This window comes from Enterococcus sp. AZ009, from assembly GCF_050548785.1.
Classification (GTDB): domain Bacteria; phylum Bacillota; class Bacilli; order Lactobacillales; family Enterococcaceae; genus Enterococcus_D; species Enterococcus_D entomosocium.
On sequence record NZ_CP172960.1, the window covers coordinates 1,256,692 to 1,278,037 of the forward strand.

Consider the following 21,346-nt stretch of genomic DNA (forward strand, 5'->3'; position numbering starts at 1 on the left):
CAGACAATACTGTCGCTTTTTGCTATACTAAAAAGGAGAATGAATGGAGCAGATGAACATGAAAATAAAACTAACGAAGCAAGGATCAGCGAAGCTTCGCAAAAAGAATCCGTTGATCCAACGAGAAGATCTTCAACAAGCAATCGAGACGAAGGAGTGGGTCACCTTTATTGATCAGGCCAACCATTTCTTAGGTGTCGGCTATCTTGGGGAACAAAATAAAGGGATCGGATGGGTCGTATCCTTTGAAGAAACAGTGATCGACCAAGCATTCTTTGCGCAACGCTTTGCGAAAGCAAAAGGCAAACGCATTGCTTACTATCAAGATGACCTGACAGATGCCTTTCGTCTGTTTAATGGCGAGGGGGATCAATTGGGGGGACTTACCGTAGATTTGTATGGCGAGTATGTCGTTTTTTCTTGGTACAATGCCACCCTTTATCAACATAAAAAAGCGATCGTGGCGGCTTTTCGTCAAATATTTCCCGAGATCAAAGGGGCTTATGAAAAAATCCGCTTTACGTCTGAGCTGCCTGAATCAGCATGGGTCTATGGAAAAACGGCACCTGAACCCTTACTGGTGAAGGAAAATGGCGTCACGTATGCGACGTATTTGAACGAAGGACTAATGACGGGCATCTTTTTGGATCAAAAAGAAGTTCGTGGGCAACTTGTTGATGGCTTGGCAGCTGGCAAGACGGTTTTAAATATGTTCAGTTATACGGGGGCGTTTTCTGTCGCTGCTGCTGTCGGTGGCGCTGCTCAAACAACGAGCGTCGATTTGGCAAAACGCAGTCTAGAAAAGACCCGCGAACAATTTGCAGTCAACGGCATTGATCCAGATACCCAGCGTATCCATGTCATGGATGTTTTCAATTACTTCAATTATGCCAGCAAAAAAGACTTGCGCTTTGATGTGATCGTTTTAGATCCGCCGAGTTTTGCCCGCAACAAGAAAAAGGTCTTCTCGGTTGCGAAAAATTATGGCGACTTAGTCACTGATAGTTTGGCGATTTTAGCGCCTGATGGCTTGTTGATCGCCTCAACGAATGCGGCCAATCTTTCACCGAGGAAGTTTCAAGAAATGATCGAAGCATCCTTAGAGAAAGCACACGTTGCTTATGAATGTATTCAAAGTTATCGTCTACCAGCTGATTTTGCGGTAGATAAGCATTTTTCCGAAGGGAACTATCTGAAAGTATTCTTTTATCAAATGAAAAAGGAGTGAAGTAGATGAGCCGATCAAAACCAGTAACGTTAGACGGGAAAACACCGTTGATTTGTGTGCCATTGATTGGGAAAACCAATGAAGAGATCTTGAAACAAGCCATTGCTGCTGAGGAATCAGAGGCACAGATCGTCGAATGGCGTGTTGATCATTACAAACATGTCGAAGACCAGCAAGCGGTCTTAGATGCGTTATCACATATTCGCACGACATTAAAGCACAAAGAGCTGCTCTTCACTTTTCGAACCTTGGAAGAAGGGGGCGAGCGGGCGTTCACATTGACCCAGTACAAAGAATTGTGTTTAGCTGCTGCTGATTCAGGCTTGATCGATTGGATCGATGTCGAATTAGAGAAAGCTGAATTTTTAGGTCGAGCCTTTATTCAAGAAATCAAAAAGGCACAGGTAAAGCTGATATTGAGCAATCATGATTTTGAGAAAACGCCAGAAGATGCTGTGTTGATTTTAAAGATCGGCGTAATGAATCAATTTGGTGCCGATGTTGGCAAGTTAGCGATGATGCCCAAGCAAGTCCAAGATGTTTTACGTTTGATGGGGATCATTACTAAAGCGCGTGGCTTCAACCAACTGCCGTTGGCGATCATGTCGATGGGGGAGCTGGGGAAAATCAGCCGGGTTAGTGGGGCATTGACTGGTTCGGTCTTTACTTTTGCTTCGTTGCAAGGTGCTTCAGCACCTGGACAAATACCGATCGAACGAATGACCAACTACTTACAAGAATTTTCACTCAATGAGTAAGACCAGCCAAGGCCTTCTCTTAAAAGAAACCAAAACAAAAGAGGGATAAAATGGCGAAGAAGAAACAAAAAACCAATGCGATCCGTCAAGTAGAACAACAGAAAATCGCTTATAACGAATACACCTATGAGTGGTCGGAAGACCATCTCGATGCGCAATCCGTCGCTGTGCAACTAGCACGCCCGCAAGCCATCTACAAAACGCTGGTGGCAGTGGGCAACAAAACAGGTCCGCTAGTGGCTGTGATTCCTGGAAACAGAGAAGTGGATCTGAAAAAGTTAGCCAAAGTCAGTGGAAACAAAAAAGTAGAGATGCTGCATCTGAGAGATTTAGAAGAAACGACTGGCTATATTCGCGGCGGCTGTTCGCCGATCGGGATGAAAAAGCTCTTTCCTACTTATGTTGATCGTGGGGCGCAGACACTGGAAGAAATCGTGGTTTCTGCAGGAAAGCGCGGGTTGCAGATGGGGCTTGCCCCACAAGCGTTGCAACAATTGACTAGGGCGATCTTTGCCGATTTGTTGGCACCTGAACACGAATAAAAAATCCCCGTGAACCATCTTGAAATGCCGTTCACGGGGATTATTTTGTACTATTTTATTCCATTACTTCAATATCGAAAACCTCAATATTTTCTAAACCACCATAAAAGTCAAACCATGGAGTGGCATATTGTTTTAGAATGGCGTTTAATTCTTCAACATTTTCTTTCCCTTGGGTGTCCAGCCATTCCAACAACGCTTTGGCACCTTGTTTCCCATAAATTTCCACACTATCGCGCCAAGTTGCTCGCCCACCTAAGATTCCTGAGAATTTAGCACCGTGTTGACCAGCAAAGGTCAATTCATCGCGAAAGACATTCGCTGGAACTCCCGCACTCAAATAGATAAATGGCCGAGTCGCGGCGTCACTGGCTTCTTTGAAGTAATTGGCTGCTTCTTCTTGCGTATAGACGGCCTCTAAGCCTTCTTTTTGGAAGCCTTCCACTAAGTCGAATTGAACCGGTACTTCGACTTTCAAAATATCGATATGGTAGTGATCTTTCGTCAATTCCTGAATGGTTCGGATGACCTTGCTCGGTTTGATCTTGGCAAAAGCAGGTGATTTGTCATCTGTGATCTCATCATCATAGACGATCGGTTCCACAAATAAGGGAATATCGGCCGCCTGTGCCTCCGTACCTAAACGCTCCAAAAACGCATGTTTGGTATCTAAAATCTCTTGGGGTTCATCTGGATTATAATAAACCAAGACTTTTGCAGCATCCGCACCTTTTTTCACCAAGCGCTGCAACGATTCATTGGGTAAAATCTCTGGCAAACGACCCGGCGTGTTGACATCATAGCCTGTTTTTTCATAGGAAAGGATCAAGCCAGCATTGGGATTCTTTGCTTCGATCCCTAAGAAGCCATATTCCTCATCTAACAGAATACTGCTGACATATTTGGTCAGTTCTTGGGAAACCAACTGTTTGAATTCATAAATGTGTTCCATCGTAAAGTCATCCGGTCCAGTTGCCGCCTTCATCATTTTTTTCATGGAACCACGTTGGTCGATCGCTAGTGCGGCAATCACACCGTCCTCATTTGAAAGTTTTTGCATTCGTTCAAATTTACCTCTTGAAATTCGTTTCATAAAAAAAACCTCCCTCGATCTTGCTATCTTTAGTCTACGCCTACTTTGAGAAAAACCCAACTAATAAGCAAAAAGAGGGGGAGAACCAGGTGTTCGCAGCTACAGGCCAGGATATTGCTGCGAACACCCGGGTCGTCGATCAATAATTGAAATAACTAGCTGTTTCTGCTGCGTTTTTTCCAGAAACATGACCCGTGCAAAACGCAGCGGTGATGTTGAAACCACCTGTATAACCATTGATATCCAGCAATTCACCGGCAAAATACAAGCCATTGATTTTCTTACTTTCCATGGTCTTAGGGTTGATTTCTTTCAGATGGACCCCGCCGCCCGTCACGAAGGACTTTTCTAATGGGAACGTGCGGACAATGGTGATTGAAAAGCCTTTGATCAAGGAAGCGAGCGCCGTCAACTGTTCCGGTGAGGCTTTTTCAGCAACCAGCTCATGCAAGTCTAGCTGCTGCAAAAAGAAGGTCATCAAGCGCTCAGGCAAAAAGCCAGCTAAAGCATTCGGCAATTGTTTCTTCGAAGCCGCAGACTGAATTAATTCTTGGGTCAAGGCTTCCTGGGCTTTCGTCGGCAGACAATCCAGAACAACCGTCACTGGTTGCTGCTTTTTCAATTCTTGGTTCACAAAAGAGGAACAGCGCAAAGCAGCTGGACCAGATAACCCAAAGTGGGTAAACAAAAGATCCATGGTATGGGCGACGATGGGCTTTCCTTTTTGATCCAAGACGCTCAAGGTGATGTCTTGTAAGGAAATGCCCTGCAAGGTCCGTTCTTGAATAAAAGATTCTTCTGAAACAAGCGGCGATTCGGTTGGATAAAGCGGCGTAATGGTATGCCCGACTTTTTTCGCCATCTTATAGCCGTCCCCCGTCGCGCCCGTGGAAGGATAGGTGCGGCCACCCGTCGTCAAAATCACGCTTGGGGCAGAGAACTCATCGGTTTCGGTTCGTACGCCGCGTATTTGGCTGCCATCATGGATCAGCTTGGTTACGACCGTATTCGTCAACAGGGTGACGTGATGATCGTTGATTGCTTGAAGCAGCGCTTCGACGATGGTTTTTGATTTGTTCGTCACAGGGAACATCCGTCCGTGGTCTTCTTCTTTTAAGACGACACCTAAGTCTGCGAAAAACGCCATTACATCATAGTTATTGAATTGGGAAAACGTACTATACAAAAACTTGCCGTTTCCTGGAATATGAGCAACTAAATCATCTACCGGCCGATTATTGGTTACATTGCAGCGTCCGCCGCCAGTCATCAATAGTTTCTTGCCGATTTTTTTGTTTTTTTCGATTAATAAGACCCTAGCACCTTGTTTGGCAGCGGTGATCGCAGCCATCATACCGCTCGTACCTGCACCAACAACGATGACATCATAGGTTTTTTCCATTCTTCTCACCTCTTTGGGATTGTAACACATCGCCTATGACTGCTGAAAGGAGAGGGCGATTTTTTTCGAATGATAAAAAATTCTGACAATTCTAAAAAAAAGCGTGCAATTTCAGAAAATTTCTTTAAAATAGAAAATATCTTAAAGGAGGTAATGCACTATGACCAAAGCTTCAGCTTACGTGAAAGAAATTCAAGCGAAGATTCACGAGAAAGACCAACACCAACCGGAATTTCTTCAAGCAATTGACGAATTTTTGCCTACGATCGTTCCCTTTTTAGAGGAGCATCCAGAATATATTGAATCAAATATCCTTGCACTCTTAACTGAACCAGAACGTTTTATCCAATTCAGAGTCCCGTGGCAAGACGATCAAGGCAACTGGCAAGTAAACCGTGGCTATCGGATTCAATTCAACTCTGCAATGGGGCCTTACAAAGGCGGCTTGCGTTTTCACCCAAGTGTAAACTTGAGTATTTTGAAGTTTTTGGCGTTTGAGCAAATCTTCAAAAACAGCTTGACGGGTCTGCCGATCGGCGGCGGCAAAGGCGGAAGTGACTTTGATCCAAAAGGCAAATCAGATGCCGAAGTGATGCGTTTTTGCCAAAGCTTTATGACGGAGCTGTCAAAACATATCGGACCTGACCTAGATGTTCCTGCTGGCGACATTGGTGTCGGAGGTCGGGAAATCGGCTATTTGTTTGGTGCCTACAAACGATTGAAACAATACGATGCCGGGATTTTAACCGGTAAGCCACTAGACTTCTGGGGCAGTAAAAACCGCACAGAAGCAACGGGTTATGGCGCTGTTTATTTCGTTAAGCATTTATTGACAGACTTAGATGAAACATTTGAAGGCAAAAAAGCGATCGTTTCTGGAAGCGGCAATGTTGCGATCTATGCAATTGAGAAATTGCAAGAATTAGGTGCGATCCCTGTCACATGTTCTGATTCCTCTGGTTTTATTTATGACAAAGACGGCATTGATCTGGCCTTATTAAAAGAGATCAAAGAAGTGAAACGCGAACGTTTGACGGCTTACGCCAAGGAACGGCCAACAGCGGAATATCATGAAGGGGCAACTGTCTGGGATTTTGATACTCCAGCGGAATTAGCCTTTCCTTGTGCGACCCAAAACGAGATTGATCTCTCGCAAGCCAAACGTGCAAAAGCCAATGGCGTCCGGGTCGTTTCTGAAGGCGCGAATATGCCTAGCTCATTAGAAGCAGCAGAATATTTTATTGAAGAAGGAATTTTCTACTGCCCAGGAAAAGCAGCCAATGCCGGCGGCGTAGCCGTTTCTGCTTTAGAAATGAGTCAAAACTCCCAACGATTGCAATGGGAAAAAGCCGAAGTCGATGCCAAATTGGATGATATCATGAAGTCGATCTATGAAGCATGCCGTGATACAGCTGAAACCTTCGATCAAAAAAATAATTTTATGTTAGGTGCGAACGTCGCAGGCTTTGAAAAAGTTGCTAAAGCAATGTTTGCTCAAGGACTTGTCTAAAATCACCCAACAGGCTACCTATCAGGAATTACTTGAAAAAAGTTGGAAAAAAACGTAAAGTAGGTAGTGTATGAAAAACTATTTTTTCAAGGAGGACAAATCATGTCACACATCAAGTTTGACTATTCGAAAGTAGCACCATTCGTAAACGAATACGAATTGAGCTACATGCAAAGTCAAGTTACAGCAGCAGACAAACAATTACGCGAAGGAACAGGTGCTGGTAGCGACTTTTTAGGTTGGATCGACCTTCCTAAAAATTATGACAAAGATGAATTTGCGCGTATCAAAAAAGCGGCTGAAAAAATTCAATCTGATTCTGAAGTACTAGTCGTGATCGGGATCGGCGGATCTTATTTAGGAGCGAAAGCAGCGATTGATTTCTTAAATCATTCTTTCTTTAACTTGCTACCAAATGAAGAACGCAAAGCACCTCAAATCTTTTTTGCCGGTAATTCGATTTCTTCAACATACTTAGCAGATTTGATCGAAATCATCGGTGACCGTGACTTCTCTGTGAATGTGATCTCAAAATCAGGAACAACTACTGAGCCAGCGATCGCTTTCCGTGTTTTCAAAGAACGTTTGATTGAAAAATACGGCAAAGAAGAAGCCAACAAACGGATCTACGCAACAACGGATAAAGCGAAAGGTGCAGTAAAAGTTGAAGCAGATGCTGAAAACTGGGAAACCTTTGTGATTCCAGATGACGTCGGCGGCCGTTTCTCTGTATTGACTGCTGTTGGTTTATTACCAATCGCTGCCAGCGGAGCAGATATCGATGCCTTGATGCAAGGGGCAGCAGATGCTAGCGATGCTTACGCAAGTGACGACCTTGAAAAAAATGAAGCGTATCAATATGCAGCAATGCGTAACATCCTTTATCGCAAAGGCAAAGTAACCGAATTGCTGATCAACTACGAACCAGGCATGCAATACTTCTCAGAATGGTGGAAACAATTATTCGGCGAGTCTGAAGGAAAAGACCAAAAAGGGATCTATCCTTCAAGTGCAAACTTCTCAACAGATTTGCATTCTCTTGGTCAATACATCCAAGAAGGCCGTCGCAATATCTTTGAAACTGTCGTAAAAGTTGAAAAACCACGCAAATCAATTGCGATCCCTACACAAGAAGCAGATCTTGATGGTCTTGGCTACTTAGAAGGAAAAGAAGTTGATTTTGTTAATACGAAAGCTTTTGAAGGAACGTTACTTGCCCATACAGATGGGGATGTACCTAATCTGTTAGTAAAAATTCCTACAATGGATGCGTACACGTTAGGTTACACGATGTACTTCTTTGAGATCGCTGTAGGTATCTCTGGTTACTTAAACGGTGTGAACCCATTTGACCAACCAGGGGTTGAAGCGTACAAGAAAAACATGTTCGCCTTACTTGGCAAACCAGGTTTCGAAGATCTTGCAAAAGAATTGAACGAACGTCTATAATTCGACAAAGAAACGCCTTGTGCCAGTTCTGATTGGCACAAGGCGTTGTTTTATTTTCGCGTTTGTTGTGTTACTCGATAGTTGATCCAAAAAATCAGCGGTCTTCTTTTAATCCCCAAAGCAACGCAGCAGACAATAGTCCAAAGATACAGGTTTGAATAATTGGCATTTGACTCATCTCCTTTTGATTTCCTTTAGTATAAAATGCTTTTTAAGAAGTGGCACGAACAAACCAGTGCGTTTGAACGAACGAAACTGTCATTTCTTGGTGACAAATGCGTGATAAATTGAAATAAAACGTTTTCAATTTGATGCTTTTTTGTTATTATATCTTTATGAAAGAAAACGGTTGAGGTGAGGATATGGAGAATATTACGATCGGTGAAAAATATGTCTGCCAACCTGTCGGGGCGAGCAAGCCTGTGATCGGTGTGGTGGAAAAACTATACGTACATACGGCGTTGATCGTCGTTTCAAGTTATGAAGAAGAAGATCAAGCACAAGTAGAAGCTTGTAATCGTCGGATGATCGTCAGTTTCAATAAAATTTGTACGCAAACGAACGTTGCCTAACCAACTAGCAAAAAATGCTGCTCAACGGATCACCGTGAGCAGCATTTTTCTTTGTGTGAGATCAGCCAACGCCAATCACGAAATTCAATAGTTTGTCTGAATAAGTCATGTCTTCTTCCGACAAACTCAACTCTTCATTTAAAATCCCCATTTGGTCAGTAATGATCCCGTCTACACCGTAAAAACGCATTCGGCTGATAGTATCCGCATCATTGGGGGTCCAAACGAACACTTCCTTGCCATCGGTCCGGGCAGAAGCGATGAAGTTGCGGTTGATCGTACTGTATTCCATTGTCAGAAAGTCGGCACTGGTCAGTGGCGGCCCTACGACATTGAAAGGCATGATGTATCCCGACGTCAATTCAGGCGCCTTATCTTTTAATTCTTCAACAACTGTATAGGAGAGACTTTGCATAATATGCCCATTTGCAACTAAATCCTCTTGGTATCGGTCTAAGAAGGCATCTACGAGTGCCGCAGTATCTTTTTGTTGGGTTTTGATCTCCACCAGTAATTTTTGGTCCAACTGATTGGCAAGCGCCAAGTACTCGTCAAAAGTTGGAATACGGGCTGTCTGGTTGTTTTCTGAAACCGTCAGTGATTCGGCGTAACTCAAGGGCAATTGCTCGGGTTTTCCTTTGCCGCCTGTCAAAGGCCGGTAAGAAAAATCATGGTAGACAATAAAATGACCATCACTTGTTTGCTGGACGTCCATTTCCACGTAGTCCGGCTGATATTTCTCACTAGTAAATCGTAACGCTTCAAGGGAATTTTGGACCCCTTGTCCGTCGCTTACCCCTCGATGGGAGATCGTTACCGGATGGATCGAAGCAGCTGAGGTCAGATAGTTCATATTATACAGACTAACCCCAACACCAAAAAGTACCGTGACCAAGGTAAACAAGGAACTTTTCAGTCCTAGAAAATGTCGCTGGTTCAATGGTTCTTGGTGGAACCACGAAGGGATCTCTGGTAAAAAGCCTTCATCATCCATGAAATCAACGATGATGTAAAAAATAGCCACGGTCGATAAAATGACATTCAGTAACAAAATAAACTGCAAGAAAGTCATAATAAAAACAGCACTATACAACGCATAGTCCGGTGTAACAACTTCAATCACTGCTTGAAGGGTAATAAGCAGCGTGAAGCCCAGAGTCGTGATCAATAAGATACTACCACCGATAAAGACAAATTGACCAACGATGGCAAAAAAACGGCGTTTTGTTACTTGGAGGCTTTCTTTGATCGCTTTTCGAAAGGGCAGATCACGTAAAATCATTTCCGGTAAGGCAAAGATCACGCGAATCCCCAAGTAAATCAACAAAACATAAACCAAAAGCACTGCCCCAATGATCAAGACACGATTGGCAAAAATAAAGTCCATGATAAAGGCAGGGATTTTGATTTTTGCGAGTAAATCCGAATTAAAACTCAATCCACCGATGGGTAAAATCAGTAAGAAGTAAAAAAGGAAAAATAAAAAGGTCATCGGCCGTAATTTGCGCAATTGCAAAATAGTCATTCGTAACAATTGCCGCAAGCTGATGGGCTGCTTCTTTTTGATAAAATAGACACTCAGCAGTAAGAAAGTAAATTCAAAAAAGACGGCTAATAAGATCAAAAGCAAAATCAGGGTTAATGAGAGCAACACAACAGGGTGATCTGTAAAGATACTACCGATATTATCGAAAGAAAGATAAGGCAAGCCGCCGCGCTTTAAGACGAACTTGGTGGAAGCTGATAATATCGGGATCACTAAGAACAACAAGGCACCGTGCATCAATAAAACATCACGGAAGTAGGCATTGCTGTCTTTCAAAAAATCCCACGTGTTGACTAAGCTGTTTTTTAAATAATTCATGGTCGTCATCCTAACAAAGTAAGTATTGTGGTTCAATTTATTCTAGAAAGGCGGTAAAAAAGAGCCGAACAGTTTTAGAAGCACATTTGCCACAGGCATAGTTCCCTGTTTGAAAAGCAGCTTCTTTACGTTCGGCTCGCTGAATTGATCGTTTTTCTTACATATGATTCTTATCCGCCTAACAAACCAGTTAAGAATGTTCCACCGTAAATCAATGCCATACTGTACAAGAAAATTGAAGCAGGTTTTGCCAACAAAATAATCAACGTAAATTTCTTCACTGTCATGTTGGTCAAGCCAGCCATTAGACAAAGGGCATCATCAGGGGCAACCGGTAGAAAGATTGCAAGGGCGAAAAGTTTTTCAAATCGGCTTTGGTTGTCTAACCAGCCGATATATTTATCGTAAGTTTTGTCACTGATCATACTTAAAATGAATGGTTTACCGTATCGTCGGCCAAGCAGGAAAATAATGACAGAACCAATACTGATTCCTACATAGTTATAAACGAATCCTAGATAAGGACCGAAAATCAAGACACCTGCAGCGCTGGAGACACCACCGGGAATAATCGGGATTACTACTTGCAAGATCTGCAATAGGATAAAGACGATTGGTCCTAAGATAACGGAATTTCCAACTAGACCTCGCAGTGCATTAATATCTTTAAAAACACCTAGATTGATAAAATAGATGGTTAACGCGATCGATAAACCTAAGCCAATAATAGAAATCGTATTAATGATACGACGAGAAGTTGCTATGCTCACAGGACTTCATCTCCTTTATGTTTCATAATCTCACTATACGGGGTGGGACCAGAAAAATCCAGTAAAACAAATGACAAACGTCAAACAGTTTTGTAAGGTATGCCTTTATTATAAAAGAAGTCCGAAAAGAAAACATTGTACTAAAGTCTGAAATAAGAAAAATTTATAGTTTCTGCGCGCCAATAGTTTTAGGAGATTTTTTTATCCGGGTGACGTTTTTTTGTGCGTTTCACTTGCCAGCGATTGACGATCTTTTCAACCACACTCGTCATCATGAACCCGCCGGCAATCGCCCCAGCGGTGATGACAACGATCATCAGATTTTCAAAACCGACAAAGTTGTCGCCCAAAGCGAATTCTCGAACGGCTTTGTAGGCAGGCCCACCCGGTACGAGGGGAACGAGGCTGGGAATGTTAAAAATGATCATGGGCATTTTTTTTCTGCGGGAAAAAAAGATGCTGACGCAACCGACGGCAAATGCGGCTAAGAAGTTGGCACTGCCTAGACCGTAGCCAATCGTTTGCAATGACCAATAGATCATCCAGCCAACCGTTCCAGCAATGCCTGTGGCAACTAAGGCTCTTTTAGGAATATTGGTCAAGATGCCGAAGGTTACAGTGCTTAAGAAGCTGAAGGAAAGGTGAATAAAAATCGTCATGAGATCCCTCCAAATAAGGTGAAGACCGTGGCAATGCCGACACCGATCGCGGCAGCAGTAAAGATGGCCTCTGTTCCCCGAGCTGTGCCACTAATGAGATGGCCTGCCAAGATATCTCGAAAGGAATTGGTGATTGCTACACCAGGAACTAAGGGCATGACGGCACCGATAATCAAATTATCGACGTTTTGTGCGATATGAAGAGAGACCGCTAAGACAGACAAAGTACCGATCAGTAAGGAGGCACAAAACATATCCAAAAAGCGAATGTCGATCAGTTTCTTGACCCAATACGCACACAAAAAGCCAAGGCAGCCAATGACGAAGGTCGCTAGAAAGTCAAACCAAGCACCGCCAAAAATAATCATTAAGGTACTGCTGACCACGCCCGCACTAAACACCTGCAGCCAATAAGGAAAGCTTGGTGTCGTTGGATTGACCTTTTTTAATGCCTCGTGCAATTCCACTAACGAGATTTTTTTTTCAGCATAGGCACGAGACAATCCGTTGACGGCAACGATTTTTTCGAGATTGATGACTCGATCATGAACATTTTCTACTTGTGCATAGTGGCTACTGCGTAAGCCCATAAAAAGTCCAGTTGCTGTTACATAACTAATACTCCCTTGCTCTCCAGCGTTGGCCGCAATTCGATTCATCGTATCTTCCACGCGATAGACTTCCGAGCCGTTTTCCATCATGATTTTCCCTGCTAATAAGCAGGTCTCCAATAATAGCTCTTTTGATTCAGCCATTTCCAAACCCCTTTTTCAATCGAATTTGCGTGCTACACTCCTAGTGTACAATTTCAGCGAGTTTTCAACAAGAAAGAAAAGTAGATTTGAAAAATAACTAGAACGCCATCCGTTGGATTTTTTGTGATAAATGAAAAAAGCAGAACATTTCCTATTACTAAACATTCGTTTTTAGTGAACAAAGTGAATAGAAATAAGATAACGGAAGGAGTGTTTTATTTTTAAAAAATGAATATCTCGGTTACAATTAAATAAATATAAAAAGGGGGATTTATTGATGCGAAGGAAGGTCTATACAAGAGAACACATTTTGAAGGCCGCTTATGAACTGATCAATAGAGAAGGTTTTGGCAACTTTACGGCCCGGAATATCGCTAAGCACATGGGAATTTCTACTCAACCAATTTATCTTGAGTTCGAAAATATGCAGGACTTAAAAAATACCTTGGTGGAGGCTGTTTTCAAAGATTTATCGGAAAATGTTTTTCCAGTCGTTCGAACAGGAGACAAACTTGTTGATTTAGGCCTGAATTATATACGCTTCGCGCAAGAGCAGCACAATCTCTACATCGCCCTTTTTATCGACGACTACGGCGGGGGGAAATTGATGCATGATTTTTCATCCACCTATTTCAAATCCTTGATCAAATCAGAAGAAAAATATGCAGATCTATCCGAAGATGCGATAAATGCACTACATAATGGCGCATGGATCGTTGTGACTGGTTTGGCTTCCTTAATGTCGGCGGGTATCATCACACCCACCGATGATCAGATCATCAAAATCATCAACGAGACGATCGCAGGCGTAATCGAAAAGAAAGAAAACTATATTTTCGATTAAAGAACAAAAAATCTGTATCCATTTCCATTTTGGATGCAGATTTTTCTTGACATTTTTTGTAAAACTAGCGAAAATAACTGTTATGGAGAGTTGGCAGAGTGGTAATGCAGCGGACTCGAAATCCGCCGACCCGGTTCATCCCGGCGCGCAGGTTCAAATCCTGTACTCTCCTTATACCAACGCTTTGGAGCGTTTAGCCTATCTTTCGAGATAGGCTTTTTTGTTTGTTGTGGGCAGAAGAATATAAATGACTGCCGAGGTTGATCGATAACCATCTGAAAAGCGATTAACCTACACTTGGTCTAGAAAACAGCATAATTGTTCCGTCAACTTGCCGATATCTTTTTTGCTTGTGGTCCTGCAACAAACGAAAAGAATCAATCGGGCAAACGTGATAAGGCGTATTCAATTTGTTCAGAAGTAAAGCCTTCAAAGGAAAGTTGGCTCGCCACACGCTCATCCGATAAGGATAAATTTTGCGAGTAGCGAATCGCTTTTTTCAATGCTTGCTCGTTCCAATCGGCATCCACGGTGGCTACGGCAAAGTCTGCTGCGCTCTCAGAAAAATCTTCATAGAGTAGTTGGCGTTTTAAGCTCGACTGAGAAAACGCATTGCTGGATAAGTATCTTTCTGCACGATTCAGTGCATTTCTTTCTTCACGAGAAAGTTCAGGTGTATGTTGCTCGTTGTTCGCGGGTTCTTCTTGTTGTGCGCTACTTGCTTCGTTGTTGCCAGCTTTTTGTTCTCCTTGTGGTTGTTCCATGGAAGCAGCGGCATCGCCAAAGGATTCGCTTTGCCTTGATTCGTTACGTAAAGAAAGGCTTAATTGCGCAGTGATGCTATCGAAAGATGTCACATCTTGGTAGAAGGACAAGCCACCATAAGAAAACAAGGCAATAAAAGCGGAAGCGACAATGATCAAAACGTTTCGATCTCGTTTTGAATTTTGTTTTACAAGCCCAATATAAAATAAGACAATGCCAAAAACGAAACAGAACAATCCAATGAAAAACAAAATGGCGAAAAACGTAGCCATAAAAATTCCTCCTAAATAAAAGTCTCCTGAAAAGACAATAGTACTATGTTCTGTACCAGAAAACAGATTTGTCTTTTCATGAATAGAGGAAAAGGATGATTTGACAAATGTAACGTGTATGCTATTAATGGATCATTCATAAGTATTAAAGGAATGACGCTCAAGAATGACTAGTGAAATAGATGGTAAACTTAATAAAAGCACAGTTGTATCAGTAGGAGGCAAGAAGATGGATTTTGAAGAAAAAGATTATTTTATGCGTTATACAAAAGTTGCGGCACAGGGATTGAGTAAGTTTATTACGCAAGGATCTGTTGATGAAATCTTACAGCTAGATGAACAGCAAAGTGGACAGAAGCAAGAAGTGGATGCTGCAACAGACAAAAGCGAGCCAAAAAACAAGAAAGCACCTAGCTAATTATTTCCTTAGCGAGGTGCTTTCAGTACGAATCGGTATCCTTCATTTGGATAAACTCCTTATGCAGTTTTTTTCAATTCTTGTACAGCTTGCTCGATCGTAATTCCAGTCGCAAAATGATTCGCATCTTTTTTATCGAAAACGATAAATAAATTCAATTTGGTATCCAGAGTTACACGATATTGTAGATCTGTGTTATAGAATGTCATAGTCATTCTCCTTTCTTAAAACTTGTCATTGAAAGGCAACGGTTAGTTGATAACGAAATTCCATAGTTAGAATAACACTTTTTTTCACAATAGTCCAATAAAACTATCAAACGAACAAATCTGACTGATTATTTTCAGGAAATCAATGCTGAGAATGGAAGCAAAAGAAGTTTGCTGGAGTCAGTAAATTCGGGAAAAGTATCTTTGTATATTTTCAGAAAAATAGAATTCATAAAAAATTTCTTAAGAATTTTGAGGATAGCTATTTTCTTAGATAACAAATTTGTAAGATTGAGAGTATGAGATGATTGGAAACCTTGATATCATAAGGTTTATCTTCAAATTGTGTTTTGTGCAAAAATATATTGATTGTATTTTTTTGAAAAAGAGATCGTATCTCTTGAATTCTATGGTATGATTTACTTTAGAAAAATGAAAATGGATTATGAAAACGGATGTGAAAATATGTGCGGAATTGTCGGCTTTGTCAATTCAAAAGACCAAAAAGAAATCATTATTGAACGCATGATGGACCGGATCGTTCATCGCGGACCAAACAGTTCAGGGAAATTTACCGACGACCGAGTGGCATTAGGGTTTCGTCGTTTATCGATCATCGACTTAGAAGGTGGCTCACAACCAATTTTTAATGAGGATCGAACAAAAGTAATCATTTTTAATGGTGAAATTTACAACTTTCAAGTATTGCGTGAGGAATTGATCCAAGCAGGTCATGTCTTTTCTACCCATGCGGATACCGAAGTAGTCTTACATGGCTATGAAGAGTGGGGGATTGATGTGTTGCAGCGCCTGCGGGGAATGTTTGCTTTTGCCATCTGGGATACTCAAAAACAAGAGCTTTTCGGCGCGCGGGATCACTTTGGCATCAAACCGTATTACTATGCACAAATGAACGGCAGTTTCATGTTTGGCTCTGAAATCAAAAGCTTTTTGCCTCATCCAGATTTCAAGAAAGAATTAAACCAGGAGGCGTTGAAACCTTATTTGACGTTCCAATACTCGCCTTTGAACGGAGAAACCTTCTTTAAAGGCGTTCATCGTTTGCAAGAAGGGCATTATTATCTGTTTAATGAACAGGGATTGATGATCAAGCAGTACTGGGATGCAGATTTTTCAGTGAAAGAAAATCATTCAAGAGAAGAATGGGTCGATAAAATCGATCAAGCAGTCCAAGAATCAATTGCCGCTCATCAAATCAGTGATGTTGAAGTCGGCTCATTTTTATCCAGTGGTGTCGATTCAAGTTACGTGGCCTCGGTCTTGCGCCCAGATCACTCATTTTCAATTGGGTTTGATGACAAAACCTACAACGAAGCGATCGAAGCCCGCAAATTGACGGAAAAGCTCGGCTTGAACAACACAGCAGCGGTCATCGATGGTGAAATGTCCTTTGAGGCATTTCCGCTGATTCAGTATCACTTGGACGAACCGGATTCTAACCCAAGCTGTGTCCCTTTGTACTTTTTAGCCAACCTAGCAGCACAGCAAGTGCGGGTCGTTCAATCTGGGGAAGGGGCAGATGAATTATTTGCCGGTTATGCTGCCTATGGCTTCCACACAAACTCTAAAGCGGTTCGCGTTTTTGCCCAAGGCTTGAAAAAACTGCCGCAAAACATCCGCTTTCGTTTAGGGCGTCAAATCGGCAAAATGAAAAACTTCCATGGTCGAATTCATCTTTATGAAGCAACGGCACCTGCCCAAGACTTCTTTATCGGGCAAGCCCTGGTCTTTGAAGAAGAGGAAGCACTACAGCTTTTAAAACCAACGTATCAAAAAGGACCATCTGTTGCTGAAATCGTTGCGCCTCATTATGAGAAAGTCAATGGTCTCAAAGACGAGGTCAACAAGATGCAATATTTGGATCTTCATCAATGGATGCCGAAGGATATTTTGTTAAAAGCAGACAAAATGTCCATGGCGAGTTCTTTAGAATTACGGGTTCCGTTACTGGATATCGAGATGCAAAAACTGGCGCAAACGATCCCGACGAAATATTTGATCAATCAAAACAATACGAAAGATGTGTTTCGACAAGCGTCAAACCGTCATTTGCCAAAAGAATGGGCAAACCGTGAAAAGCTAGGCTTTCCTGTACCAATCAAGGCATGGCTGAAAGAAGGAACAGGGTATGAAGCAGTTAAAGCCCTTTTTGAGTCAGACTTTGCAGCAACCTTCTTTGATCAAACAGCGATTTTGCAAATGCTAGAAGACCATCGCCAAGGAAAACCGAATCTTCAGCGAAAAATCTGGACGATCTTTACATTCTTGACCTGGTACAAAGTATTCTTTATTGATGAATCGATTCCCGAAGCCAAAGAAATCGTTTATGAAACACTTTGATTTGAATATGGAAGCAAAAAAAAGCTGATGCGGACAATCCCGCATCGGCTTTTTTTATAGACCTAAATATTTTTCCAAGTAATCGACCATGCCATCTTCCGCATTGGTTTTGTCAGTAACATCATTTGCGATCGATTTTAATTGTTGCGTGCCATTTGCCATAGCAACGCCCCAACCCGCATAATCCAGCATCTCCAAATCATTGTGTTCATCACCAAAAGCGATGATATCTTGCCGATCCAAAGACAAAGAATCCGCGATCACCGAAAGACCAAGTGCTTTATGGACCCCTTTTGGTACGATCTCTAAGATGGCTTGAGGTCCGCCCCACGTGCGAACATCGACTGCATCGTCAAATTGATCCTTGATACGTAAAGAAACAGATTCTGCTAATTCATTTTCGGTTTTCACCAGTAATGAAGTGGGATCCGTTTTTAAATTTGCTAATAGATTTTTTTCGGAAGCATTACCCGAAAAGAAAAAGTGTTGATCAAATCCGCTTAGGTCATCGATGAAAAAGGTTTCACGATTTTCTGCTGCCACAAACGTCAGCCCCAGCTGCTCTTTTTGTGCCATGAGCTCAAACGCAATTTCTCGAGAGATCGAGTGCTCCATTTCGTTTGCCCATACTTGTCGAGGTTTATGGACCAACCCACCGTTAAAATTGACCATTGGTGTTGTGAGCGCCAATTCTTTATAGAATTGATCACTCATACGAAAAGGTCTTCCTGTAGCGATGGTAACAAAGTGTCCCGCTTTGGTGGCGCGAACCAGTACCTCACGTGTGCGAGGGGAAAGTTGGGATTCAGTATTTAAGGTTGTGCCATCTAAATCAATGGCGATGATTTTTGGTTTCAAAAGACTCGCTCCATTCTCTTATGGTAGTGGCTTAAGTGTAACATATTTCTGTCATTTCACAATACAAGTAAGTTTTCGATAAGTTTTCATAATAGTTACAAAGTAAAACACGAACATTAAACGTTTTTGGTTCGTTTTATTCGGAAAAAGGTTTGAAAAGCGAAAATTATTCCCTTATAATTTGTAATTGTTCGATGAAAAGCGCAATTATTCATTTTTTCTTTTCATAGAAACGATTAAAGTTCAGGAGTGAAACATAACATGGAAAAGTTTTTCAAATTAAAGGAGAATAAAACGACGGTTTCCACAGAAGTGATGGCTGGGGTCACCACCTTCTTCGCGATGAGTTATATTTTGTTTGTGAATCCGACGATTTTATCTGCTGCAGGCATGCCGTTTCAAGCTGTTTTCTTAGCAACGATCATCGCTTCAGTGATTGGTACCCTGATCATGGGCTTATTTGCAAATGTGCCTTACGCGCAAGCACCTGGAATGGGACTTAATGCATTCTTCACCTTTACCGTTGTTTTTGGTTTGGGGTATACGTGGCAGCAAGCATTAGCGATGGTTTTCATCTGCGGCCTGATCAACATTTTTATCACGGTGACTCGAATCAGAAAAATGATCATTCATGCGATTCCAGAAAGCATGCAGCATGCAATCGGCGGCGGGATCGGGATCTTTGTGGCTTATGTAGGGATCAAAAATGCCAACTTGCTAAACTTCAGTGCAGACACTGCCGCAGTGACGGGTTCAGTTGTCGACGGTGAGACGATTGTGAGTGCCAATTTTAATGGGGGGATCGTCCCAGCTTTGGCGAATTTCAATAATGCACCTGTTTTGTTAGCAGTGATTGGTTTAGTAGTGACTACTTTATTAGTGGTGAAAAATGTACGTGGGGCAATTATTTTTGGTATTTTAGGAACGACGATCATTGGTATTTTGATGGGTGTGGTGGATTTAAGTGCCATTGATTGGCACGGGAATTCATTAGGAAGTTCCATCAGCGAACTAGGAATCACATTTGGCGCTGCGTTTGGCTCTGAAGGAATGGGCTCACTATTCAGTGATTCTGCCAAAATCCCTCAAGTAATCATGACGATTTTAGCATTTAGCTTATCAGATGTCTTCGATACGATCGGTACCTTTATCGGGACTGGACGTCGTACAGGGATCTTTTCGAAAAAAGATGAAGAAGCGGTTGAAAATAGTAACGGGTTGAATACGAAAATGGATAAGGCTCTTTTTGCAGATGCCGTAGCCACGTCTGTAGGGGCCATCGTAGGGACCTCAAATACAACGACTTATGTGGAATCAGCAGCTGGCATCGGTGCTGGTGGACGCACGGGCTTGACTTCCGTTGTGGTGGCAGCACTCTTTGCGATCAGCAGTATCTTTTCTCCACTGATCTCAATCGTTCCCGCACAAGCGACAGCACCGGCGTTGATCTTAGTTGGGGTAATGATGATGGCTTCTTTTGCAGACATCAAGTGGACTGATCTAGAAGAAGCAGTTCCCGCTTTCTTTGCATCTATTTTTATGGGCTTGTCTTACAGTATTTCCAACGGGATCGCTGTTGGTTTCATTTTCTATGCATTAGTGAAAGTAGTGAAAGGAAAAGCCAACGAAGTGTCTCCGATCATCTGGGTCGTCAATGCGTTGTTTATCCTAAACTTTGTCATTTTGGCTTTGATCAGTTAAGTTTAATGAAGAAAATCTTTCTGTATTTTAAATGCAGAAAGATTTTTTATTTGATTATTACTCACGATACGGTATAGTATTTGTGAAAGAAGGTTTGTAAATGAAGATTGATTGGAAACGAAATCTACTGATTTCATGGGTAGGTTGTTTTTTTACGGGTGCCAGTTTTAGTCTTGTCATGCCATTCATTCCCTTATATATAGAAGAGTTAGGCGCTCCAGAGAGTCAAATTGAGTTGTTTTCTGGATTAGCAATCTCAGTAACAGCGTTTGCGGCGGCTATCATTGCTCCAGTTTGGGGAAATCTAGCAGATCAAAAAGGTCGTCGTTTAATGATGATTCGCGCGGCTGCGGGGATGACAGTGACGATGGGTTCTTTGGCTTTTGTACCGAATGTCTATTGGTTATTGATCATGCGTTTCTTTACCGGAATTTTATCGGGGTATATTCCAAATGCGACTGCGTTGATCGCTTCGCAGGCGCCTCGAGAAAAAAGCGGTTGGGCGCTTGGGACATTGGCTACAGGAGCCATCGCAGGGAATTTGATTGGTCCTTCCATGGGTGGGGCGTTGGCGCAATGGTTCGGCATGAAAAATGTTTTTATCATTACCGGTGTCGTGCTGCTAATTACGCTCTTGCTCACGATTTTTCTCGTTCAAGAAGATTTTGAGCCGGTTGAAAAGGGCGATCTGCTGTCCATCAAAGAAATTTTTGGTCAAATCAAAAATATGCAGTTGCTTGTTGGCTTGTTTATTACGTCACTGATTTTACAGCTAGGTGTAACCAGCATCAGCCCAATCCTCACATTGTATATTCGTGATTTAAGCGGGGATACGGGCAATATTTTGTTCGTCAGCGGATTGATCGTCTCTGTTGCCGGTGTTTCAGCGATTATCTCCTCGCCGTTTTTAGGCAAAATCGGTGATCGTTATGGCAATCACAAAGTACTATTGGGGGGCTTAGTGCTATCATTTTTCTGTTTCATTCCGATGGGCTTTGTTTCTACTCCGTTTCAATTAGGCGTGTTACGCTTCTTGCTTGGTTTTTCTACCGGTGCCTTGATGCCGTCCATCAATACACTGATCAGCAAGATCACCCCGATGGAAGGGGTCAGCCGCATCTACAGCTACAACCAAATGTTTTCTAACTTTGGGCAAGTGTTAGGTCCGATGGTCGGTTCAACGGTGGCAGCTGGTTTTGGTTATCCCGCTGTCTTTTGGGTAACTAGTGGGTTTGTACTGATCAATATTTTTATCTCAGGATTTAATTTCCGTAAAAGCTTACGTAAAACGGACATCAGTGAATAGTTGAAAAGAA

Annotated in this window: 20 protein-coding genes and 1 tRNA gene; 12 read left to right on the forward strand and 9 right to left on the reverse strand. The window is 42.2% G+C overall.

Annotated elements, in window-relative coordinates; translation table 11 throughout:
- Positions 1–58 precede the first annotated feature (58 nt).
- Genes IGJ74_RS06015 through ybaK form a run of 3 tightly spaced genes read left to right on the forward strand, consistent with a single transcriptional unit; the run spans position 59 to position 2,528 of the window.
- A complete protein-coding gene (locus IGJ74_RS06015; protein WP_010749701.1) occupies positions 59–1,228 on the forward strand; it encodes a class I SAM-dependent rRNA methyltransferase in 1,170 nt (389 codons plus the stop codon).
- Positions 1,229–1,233: 5 nt separating this feature from the next.
- Positions 1,234–1,986 (forward strand): type I 3-dehydroquinate dehydratase, encoded by a 753-nt coding sequence (gene aroD / locus IGJ74_RS06020; RefSeq protein ID WP_005229128.1) that lies wholly within the window; start codon positions 1,234–1,236, stop codon positions 1,984–1,986.
- 50 nt (positions 1,987–2,036) lie between these two features.
- Positions 2,037–2,528 carry a Cys-tRNA(Pro) deacylase gene (gene ybaK / locus IGJ74_RS06025; RefSeq protein ID WP_218193516.1) on the forward strand — a complete coding sequence of 164 codons (492 nt, stop codon included), beginning with the start codon at positions 2,037–2,039 and terminating at the stop codon, positions 2,526–2,528.
- 55 nt (positions 2,529–2,583) lie between these two features.
- On the opposite strand, the gene IGJ74_RS06030 is transcribed toward ybaK, so the two are convergent.
- Both IGJ74_RS06030 and IGJ74_RS06035 read right to left on the reverse strand, forming a co-directional pair.
- Positions 2,584–3,621: a tagatose 1,6-diphosphate aldolase gene (locus tag IGJ74_RS06030; protein WP_005237193.1), complete on the reverse strand. Its 1,038-nt coding sequence runs from the start codon at positions 3,619–3,621 to the stop codon at positions 2,584–2,586.
- A gap of 139 nt (positions 3,622–3,760) precedes the next feature.
- Complete coding sequence (locus tag IGJ74_RS06035; protein WP_016613916.1) at positions 3,761–5,023, reverse strand: NAD(P)/FAD-dependent oxidoreductase; 1,263 nt, start codon at positions 5,021–5,023, stop codon at positions 3,761–3,763.
- A gap of 160 nt (positions 5,024–5,183) precedes the next feature.
- Here IGJ74_RS06035 and gdhA point away from each other — a divergent pair, with 160 nt between their 5' ends.
- The 3 genes from gdhA to IGJ74_RS06050 all read left to right on the forward strand — a co-directional run bounded on the left by gdhA (position 5,184) and on the right by IGJ74_RS06050 (position 8,554).
- Entirely contained in the window at positions 5,184–6,533 is a 1,350-nt protein-coding gene (gene gdhA / locus IGJ74_RS06040; RefSeq protein WP_016613917.1) for an NADP-specific glutamate dehydrogenase, read from the forward strand.
- 102 nt (positions 6,534–6,635) lie between these two features.
- Positions 6,636–7,982 carry a glucose-6-phosphate isomerase gene (locus tag IGJ74_RS06045; RefSeq protein WP_005229134.1) on the forward strand — a complete coding sequence of 449 codons (1,347 nt, stop codon included), beginning with the start codon at positions 6,636–6,638 and terminating at the stop codon, positions 7,980–7,982.
- A 362-nt stretch (positions 7,983–8,344) separates the two neighbouring features.
- Positions 8,345–8,554: a hypothetical protein gene (locus IGJ74_RS06050; protein WP_005237189.1), complete on the forward strand. Its 210-nt coding sequence runs from the start codon at positions 8,345–8,347 to the stop codon at positions 8,552–8,554.
- Between the two features lie 61 nt (positions 8,555–8,615).
- Here the strand turns inward: IGJ74_RS06050 and IGJ74_RS06055 are convergent, their stop codons facing one another.
- The 4 genes from IGJ74_RS06055 to IGJ74_RS06070 form a co-directional block, all read right to left on the reverse strand.
- Positions 8,616–10,418, reverse strand: coding sequence for a glycerophosphoryl diester phosphodiesterase membrane domain-containing protein (locus IGJ74_RS06055; RefSeq protein WP_034878703.1), 1,803 nt, complete (start codon positions 10,416–10,418; stop codon positions 8,616–8,618).
- A 170-nt stretch (positions 10,419–10,588) separates the two neighbouring features.
- Positions 10,589–11,188, reverse strand: coding sequence for a TVP38/TMEM64 family protein (locus IGJ74_RS06060; RefSeq protein ID WP_005229140.1), 600 nt, complete (start codon positions 11,186–11,188; stop codon positions 10,589–10,591).
- A gap of 188 nt (positions 11,189–11,376) precedes the next feature.
- A complete protein-coding gene (locus IGJ74_RS06065; protein ID WP_005237187.1) occupies positions 11,377–11,847 on the reverse strand; it encodes a threonine/serine exporter family protein in 471 nt (156 codons plus the stop codon).
- Positions 11,844–12,602, reverse strand: a complete 759-nt coding sequence (locus IGJ74_RS06070; protein ID WP_218193517.1) for a threonine/serine exporter family protein — start codon at positions 12,600–12,602, stop codon at positions 11,844–11,846. Before IGJ74_RS06070 ends, IGJ74_RS06065 begins: the two co-directional genes overlap by 4 nt.
- A gap of 277 nt (positions 12,603–12,879) precedes the next feature.
- Here IGJ74_RS06070 and IGJ74_RS06075 point away from each other — a divergent pair, with 277 nt between their 5' ends.
- Positions 12,880–13,446 (forward strand): TetR/AcrR family transcriptional regulator, encoded by a 567-nt coding sequence (locus IGJ74_RS06075; RefSeq protein WP_086299272.1) that lies wholly within the window; start codon positions 12,880–12,882, stop codon positions 13,444–13,446.
- 84 nt (positions 13,447–13,530) lie between these two features.
- A tRNA-Ser gene (locus IGJ74_RS06080) sits at positions 13,531–13,618 on the forward strand.
- Positions 13,619–13,823: 205 nt separating this feature from the next.
- On the opposite strand, the gene IGJ74_RS06085 is transcribed toward IGJ74_RS06080, so the two are convergent.
- Positions 13,824–14,483 carry an Ltp family lipoprotein gene (locus tag IGJ74_RS06085; protein WP_086299273.1) on the reverse strand — a complete coding sequence of 220 codons (660 nt, stop codon included), beginning with the start codon at positions 14,481–14,483 and terminating at the stop codon, positions 13,824–13,826.
- A 229-nt stretch (positions 14,484–14,712) separates the two neighbouring features.
- On the opposite strand from IGJ74_RS06085, the gene IGJ74_RS06090 reads away from it, so the two are divergent.
- Positions 14,713–14,901: a hypothetical protein gene (locus IGJ74_RS06090; RefSeq protein WP_034872503.1), complete on the forward strand. Its 189-nt coding sequence runs from the start codon at positions 14,713–14,715 to the stop codon at positions 14,899–14,901.
- A 59-nt stretch (positions 14,902–14,960) separates the two neighbouring features.
- On the opposite strand, the gene IGJ74_RS06095 is transcribed toward IGJ74_RS06090, so the two are convergent.
- Positions 14,961–15,110, reverse strand: coding sequence for a hypothetical protein (locus tag IGJ74_RS06095; RefSeq protein ID WP_005229155.1), 150 nt, complete (start codon positions 15,108–15,110; stop codon positions 14,961–14,963).
- Between the two features lie 465 nt (positions 15,111–15,575).
- On the opposite strand from IGJ74_RS06095, the gene asnB reads away from it, so the two are divergent.
- Positions 15,576–17,471 carry an asparagine synthase (glutamine-hydrolyzing) gene (gene asnB, locus IGJ74_RS06100; RefSeq protein WP_218193518.1) on the forward strand — a complete coding sequence of 632 codons (1,896 nt, stop codon included), beginning with the start codon at positions 15,576–15,578 and terminating at the stop codon, positions 17,469–17,471.
- 54 nt (positions 17,472–17,525) lie between these two features.
- Here asnB and IGJ74_RS06105 read toward each other — a convergent pair whose 3' ends face one another.
- Positions 17,526–18,329 (reverse strand): Cof-type HAD-IIB family hydrolase, encoded by an 804-nt coding sequence (locus tag IGJ74_RS06105; RefSeq protein ID WP_005229159.1) that lies wholly within the window; start codon positions 18,327–18,329, stop codon positions 17,526–17,528.
- A gap of 261 nt (positions 18,330–18,590) precedes the next feature.
- Here IGJ74_RS06105 and IGJ74_RS06110 point away from each other — a divergent pair, with 261 nt between their 5' ends.
- Both IGJ74_RS06110 and IGJ74_RS06115 read left to right on the forward strand, forming a co-directional pair.
- Positions 18,591–20,030 carry an NCS2 family permease gene (locus IGJ74_RS06110; RefSeq protein WP_005237180.1) on the forward strand — a complete coding sequence of 480 codons (1,440 nt, stop codon included), beginning with the start codon at positions 18,591–18,593 and terminating at the stop codon, positions 20,028–20,030.
- Between the two features lie 100 nt (positions 20,031–20,130).
- Positions 20,131–21,336, forward strand: coding sequence for a multidrug efflux MFS transporter (locus tag IGJ74_RS06115; protein ID WP_016619879.1), 1,206 nt, complete (start codon positions 20,131–20,133; stop codon positions 21,334–21,336).
- Positions 21,337–21,346: the final 10 nt, after the last annotated feature.

What these genes read in the sequence shown, in the direction of transcription:
- IGJ74_RS06030 (WP_005237193.1), bottom strand. Translation starts at nt 3,621, where the DNA reads ATGAAACGAATTTCAAGAGGTAAATTTGAACGAATGCAAAAACTTTCA.
- IGJ74_RS06050 (WP_005237189.1), top strand. Translation starts at nt 8,345, where the DNA reads ATGGAGAATATTACGATCGGTGAAAAATATGTCTGCCAACCTGTCGGG.
- gdhA (WP_016613917.1), top strand. Translation starts at nt 5,184, where the DNA reads ATGACCAAAGCTTCAGCTTACGTGAAAGAAATTCAAGCGAAGATTCAC.
- asnB (WP_218193518.1), top strand. Translation starts at nt 15,576, where the DNA reads ATGTGCGGAATTGTCGGCTTTGTCAATTCAAAAGACCAAAAAGAAATC.
- IGJ74_RS06035 (WP_016613916.1), bottom strand. Translation starts at nt 5,023, where the DNA reads ATGGAAAAAACCTATGATGTCATCGTTGTTGGTGCAGGTACGAGCGGT.
- IGJ74_RS06070 (WP_218193517.1), bottom strand. Translation starts at nt 12,602, where the DNA reads ATGGCTGAATCAAAAGAGCTATTATTGGAGACCTGCTTATTAGCAGGG.
- IGJ74_RS06110 (WP_005237180.1), top strand. Translation starts at nt 18,591, where the DNA reads ATGGAAAAGTTTTTCAAATTAAAGGAGAATAAAACGACGGTTTCCACA.
- aroD (WP_005229128.1), top strand. Translation starts at nt 1,234, where the DNA reads ATGAGCCGATCAAAACCAGTAACGTTAGACGGGAAAACACCGTTGATT.
- IGJ74_RS06045 (WP_005229134.1), top strand. Translation starts at nt 6,636, where the DNA reads ATGTCACACATCAAGTTTGACTATTCGAAAGTAGCACCATTCGTAAAC.
- IGJ74_RS06075 (WP_086299272.1), top strand. Translation starts at nt 12,880, where the DNA reads ATGCGAAGGAAGGTCTATACAAGAGAACACATTTTGAAGGCCGCTTAT.
- IGJ74_RS06095 (WP_005229155.1), bottom strand. Translation starts at nt 15,110, where the DNA reads ATGACATTCTATAACACAGATCTACAATATCGTGTAACTCTGGATACC.
- IGJ74_RS06065 (WP_005237187.1), bottom strand. Translation starts at nt 11,847, where the DNA reads ATGACGATTTTTATTCACCTTTCCTTCAGCTTCTTAAGCACTGTAACC.
- ybaK (WP_218193516.1), top strand. Translation starts at nt 2,037, where the DNA reads ATGGCGAAGAAGAAACAAAAAACCAATGCGATCCGTCAAGTAGAACAA.
- IGJ74_RS06055 (WP_034878703.1), bottom strand. Translation starts at nt 10,418, where the DNA reads ATGAATTATTTAAAAAACAGCTTAGTCAACACGTGGGATTTTTTGAAA.
- IGJ74_RS06115 (WP_016619879.1), top strand. Translation starts at nt 20,131, where the DNA reads ATGAAGATTGATTGGAAACGAAATCTACTGATTTCATGGGTAGGTTGT.
- IGJ74_RS06090 (WP_034872503.1), top strand. Translation starts at nt 14,713, where the DNA reads ATGGATTTTGAAGAAAAAGATTATTTTATGCGTTATACAAAAGTTGCG.
- IGJ74_RS06015 (WP_010749701.1), top strand. Translation starts at nt 59, where the DNA reads ATGAAAATAAAACTAACGAAGCAAGGATCAGCGAAGCTTCGCAAAAAG.
- IGJ74_RS06085 (WP_086299273.1), bottom strand. Translation starts at nt 14,483, where the DNA reads ATGGCTACGTTTTTCGCCATTTTGTTTTTCATTGGATTGTTCTGTTTC.